The organism is candidate division KSB1 bacterium (assembly GCA_022566355.1).
GTDB lineage: Bacteria > Zhuqueibacterota > JdFR-76 > JdFR-76 > DREG01 > JADFJB01.
This window is the reverse complement of the sequence record JADFJB010000199.1, coordinates 1-4,758: the sequence shown is the minus strand read 5'-3', so window position 1 is coordinate 4,758 and position 4,758 is coordinate 1. Positions and strand designations below refer to the sequence as shown.

The following is a 4,758-nucleotide window of genomic DNA, read 5'->3' as shown; positions in this document are numbered from 1 at the left end:
CCAAGTTAACAATTATCAATTCTATTCTTGGGATTATTTGAAAAAAATAGGGCGGTTACTCTTTTAGTCAATATGTTCTCCTTGCATTTTTGATTTTTTCAATTACCAAATTTGTTCATTGTTCATTGTTCATTGTTCATTGTTCATTGTTCATTGTTCATTGTTCATTGTTCATTGTTCATTGTTCATTGTTAAATTGCAGATTAAGAAACAGCTACGAATAGGATATGATTAAGTTTACCATCCAATTTGAATGTACTCATTCATAGCGCAGCGCATCAATTGGGTTAGCCAGCGATGCTTTTATCGCCTGGTAACTTATGGTAAGGATTGCAATTGCAACGGAAATAAATCCGGCAAAGAAAAACGACAAAACATTCGGATCAATTCGGTAAGCAAAATCTTGCAGCCATTTTTGCATTAAAAAATAGGATACCGGCCAGGCAACCAAATTTGCGAGAATGATTAGCTTGATGAAATCTGCAGATAAATTTTTGATGATTCCAGCCATTGACGCCCCAAGAACTTTCCGTATACCAATCTCTTTGGTTCGTTGTTCAGTTGTAAATGAAGCAAGACCAAAAAGACCCAAACAGGCAACGAAAATCGCAATGAAAGCAAAGGCCGTAAAGGTCCCGGCAACTTTTTCATCAGCCCGGTATTGCTTGTCAAACTCATCATCTAAAAAGAAAAATGAAAACGGTCGGTTGGGTACGAATTCGTTCCAAACATTTTCTATGGATTCCAAAGTTTCACGGATACCGGTGCCGCTTATCTTAATAGATATATAATTTAAGCTGAAGTTCCTTGAAGTAATGATTAATGGTTCTATCAGACTTTGCAATGATTTGAAATGGAAATTTTTAACGACACCGATCACTTTTCCTTCCGAACTGGACTGAAAACCGATTTTCTTTCCAATGGCACGATCCACAACACCCCAGTCAAATTTCTTTACCGCAGCTTCATTTAGAATAAAAGCAGATTGAGCATCGGTTTCAAACTCCTGCGAAAAAAACCTTCCTGACAACATTTCGAGATTGTAGATGTCTGCAAAATCAGTATCCACATTAATAAACCGCATGTCATTCCAGGCATCTGTGCCGTACTGGGAATCGACCCTATTACCTTCGATCCGAAAGACAGAATTATTCAAGCGTCTTCCCGGAATACCCGAACTTATGCTGCACATATCGATTTGAGGATTCTGCAGAAATCGATTTTTCAACAACTCATACTTTTTCCTGATACCCGCATCATGATGTAACGGTAAAACCAATATCTGTTCTTTGCTGAATCCCAATTTTTGATTGCGCATATAAGTCAATTGTTTGTGGATGACCAGGGTTGAAATTATGAGTGTCACAGAAATTGCAAATTGAAAGACGACTAAACTTTTTCTTAAATTGATGCCTCGAGTGCCAGATTTAAATGCACCTTTGACTGTGTCAATGGGTTTAAAAGCCGATAAAAAAAGCGCCGGATAGCTTCCCGCAATCACCCCCACAATTATTGGTAAAAGGACTATGATTAGAATCAAAGGGAAGTTGTTGGCAATATTTATTGTCAGTTGCTTACCCGTTAAGTCATTAAAAAATGGAACAAGGATTCTCATTGCAAATACAGACAAAACCGTCGATATCAAAGCCAGCACAATAGCTTCCCCCAAGAACTGTTTGGCTATTTGGGAACGCAGCGCGCCAACGACTTTACGAATTCCCACCTCTTTCGATCTTTCAATTGAACGGGCTGTGGCCAGGTTCATAAAATTAATACAAGCGATCAATAATATAAAAATTCCAATGGCTGAAAATATATAGATATAAGCCAATTTGTTATTAGCCTGCCATTCACTCCTTCTTTCTGAATTAAGATGAATAGCGGTAATTGATTGTAAATAATATTCCTGACGATAGCCGCTGCCCTTCTCTTGCTCCGGGATATACTTTTCTGACACATGGCGAATTTTTTCGGAAAACGCGGTTGGATTTGCACCTTCGGTCAATAACAGGTAATTATAACCACCAAAACTCCACCATGTAGAGATATTCCTTCCCATGCGGGGTAATGTATTATATGATGCCAGAAAATCAAATGTGAAATGAGCGTTTGCCGGAACATTCTTTACGACTCCCGTTATTTTGAATCGAACCGTATCTTGCACCAAAACAACCTTTCCCAACGGATCTTCAGTGCCAAAATATTTGTTTGCCATTTCTTCCGTTAGTACTAAAGAAAACGGATCGGTCAATGCTTTGACAGGATCACCCAACAAAAGCGGGAAGCTAAATACATCAAAAAAAGTTGAATCGGCAAAATGAAATGTTTCATAGAACTGATTTTCTCCCCATTTCAGTAGAACGTCCGGAATAGATCTGATTCTAACAGCTTTTTCTACTTCCGGGTAATCGCTTTCCAAAACTGGCGCTACACCGGGGCCCGAAGTTGCATAATGATCTACCAGGCCATCATTTGGCGGAAAAATATCGACAACTAAACGATAAATCCGATCAGCTTTTTTATGGAAACCATCATAGCTCAACTCGAATCCTACATAGAAATAAATCAATAAACAACAAGTAATTCCTACCGTCAATCCTGATATATTGATAAATGAATAAACTTTCTGTTTGAAAACATTTCGAAATGAGATTCTTAGATAATTTCTAAACATATTTTTTCCATTTCCTGTTTGAAGTTTGTAAAAAGCACAATGAAATTGAAAGATTTATAAGCATTTGGAAGGTAGACTCTGGGAATTGTAAATGGTTACAACCTAAAAGTTGGCAGGCTGCTGACTTGAGTTGAAATTCAAGCCATGCTATTCTTAATAACCCCTATTTGATAAAAAACAAGTGAGATTATTGCTTCAATTAAGGTTTTTGTGACGAAACAGAACCTGGATAAATTTTGCTTTTGGATTTGGATTATAAATTTGCACAAGCTCCCAGGCCGGGTCATAACTTTCAATATTATTTTTCAAATCCATAATTGAATTTGAAGTTTTCTCAACATGAGTTTGATCTCCAGCGGAAACAGTTTCAGTTTGCCATGGAAAAGCCGCAACCCTGAAACTAAACCGTTTCTTCTTCCCTCCAACCATAACCTCAACATCTGCCCCTTGCGCTTCTTCCAATTTCGGTACCGGTATACAAATTTCGTGCATGGATGTTACTCCTTATGTTAACGGAACTTTGGGTCTTTAAAGTTTAAATTTATAAAATATAGGGTATGTTATTAAGATGTTCATCTAATATTTTGTAAATAAAAATTATTTGATTGACTATTGGGAATTATTTATTGTTCATTGTTCATTGCTCATTGTCCATTGAATTCATTCACACTTCAACGCCTCCACCGGATTCAACAATGCGGCCTTGATTGCCTGAGTGCAAACTGTGAGTATGGCAATTATAAGCGCCAAGCCACTGGCAAAAGCGAACAACCAAGCTACCTGGATTTGATCGATACGATATGCGTAGTTCTCTAGCCATCGCTGCGAAATAAAATATGCCGCGGGCAAAGCAACAGCATTAGCCAAAATTACGAGCTTGATAAAATTCATCGAAAGTAATGTTACAATATTCGTAACCGTAGCCCCCAGCACCTTTCGAATACCGATTTCCTTTGTATGTTGATCCGCAGAATAGGCTATCAATCCGAATAGACCCAAACTAGCAATTAAAATTGCAATCAATGCAAAAAAAGCTATAAGCTGGGCCAGCTTCTGTTCGGCATTGTATAAAAGGTTGAGCTCTTCATCAAGAAATGAGTAAGTCAATGGTCGGTTCGGTACGAATTCACGCCAAATTGTTTGGATAGTCTCCAATGCTGGTTCCAATGAACTTGGAGCGACTTTTACCAGAAAAGTATATTCTAATTTATCTTTTAATGTAAAAACCATGGGCTCAATGGGTTGATGCAAAGCGCGCAGATGAAAATTTTGTAAGACCCCTACGATGGCAAATTTACTTCGCCCCAATGTAATGTAATTTTTTGAAGTATCTGAGTAAGTGAAATACTGCGATGCAGCTTCATTGATGACTACTGATTCTTTCAAATCGGACTTAAAATCTTCTGAAAATGCACGACCTTTCAAGATTTTAATATTCAAGGTTTCAATGTAATCATGATCAATGTGCAGATTTTGCACTTTGAATCGCTGATTGTCTTTATCCATCATGCCCCAAAAAGAACCACCCTTCCGCCCCGGAATTTGGCCGGAAGCAACTTTGACGATATATGGAAATTGCAGCAATCGATCTTTGAACGCCTGTCCTCGGTTTCCCAAAGCTCTAGAAATATCTGAGACAATGATAATCCGTTCTTTATCAAACCCTAATTTTTTATTTTGCATATACACTAACTGATAATATATGACAAGAGTTGTACAAATAAGAATACTTGTAATCACAAATTGGCCTACAATGAAGATTTTTCGCAAGCTGAATTTAGAGGATGTGAAAAGTCCACCATCTCTGGTCGCCAAAACCCCTCGCCTTGCCGAAAGGATGAACGCCGGATAGCTACCTGCAAGAAACCCCGTTAGTAATGCAAGTATGAGAAAACCTGGCAGCAGCATCGAATTAGTAAGATACTCATGGCCTATAGGTCGCTGCAAAAAGCCACTAAATACCGGAAGCGCTGTTTCAACCAGAACAATGGCCGCTATGAATGCAACAAGACTGAAGACCAGCGATTCTACAAGAAAATGCCTGACTAGCTGGGATCTTCTTGCACCTAGCACTTTCCGAATTC

Annotated in this window: 3 protein-coding genes; all 3 read right to left on the bottom strand. The window is 38.3% G+C overall.

Annotated elements, in window-relative coordinates:
- Positions 1-259 precede the first annotated feature (259 nt).
- Positions 260-2,674, bottom strand: a complete 2,415-nt coding sequence (locus tag IIC38_20020) for an ABC transporter permease (GenBank protein MCH8128209.1) — start codon at positions 2,672-2,674, stop codon at positions 260-262.
- A 195-nt stretch (positions 2,675-2,869) separates the two neighbouring features.
- Positions 2,870-3,166, bottom strand: coding sequence for a hypothetical protein (locus IIC38_20015; protein MCH8128208.1), 297 nt, complete (start codon positions 3,164-3,166; stop codon positions 2,870-2,872).
- Positions 3,167-3,334: 168 nt separating this feature from the next.
- The coding region (locus IIC38_20010) for a hypothetical protein (protein ID MCH8128207.1) at positions 3,335-4,758 on the bottom strand (1,424 nt) is incomplete at its 5' end.

What these genes read in the sequence shown, in the direction of transcription:
- IIC38_20020 (MCH8128209.1), bottom strand. Translation starts at nt 2,674, where the DNA reads ATGTTTAGAAATTATCTAAGAATCTCATTTCGAAATGTTTTCAAACAG.
- IIC38_20015 (MCH8128208.1), bottom strand. Translation starts at nt 3,166, where the DNA reads ATGCACGAAATTTGTATACCGGTACCGAAATTGGAAGAAGCGCAAGGG.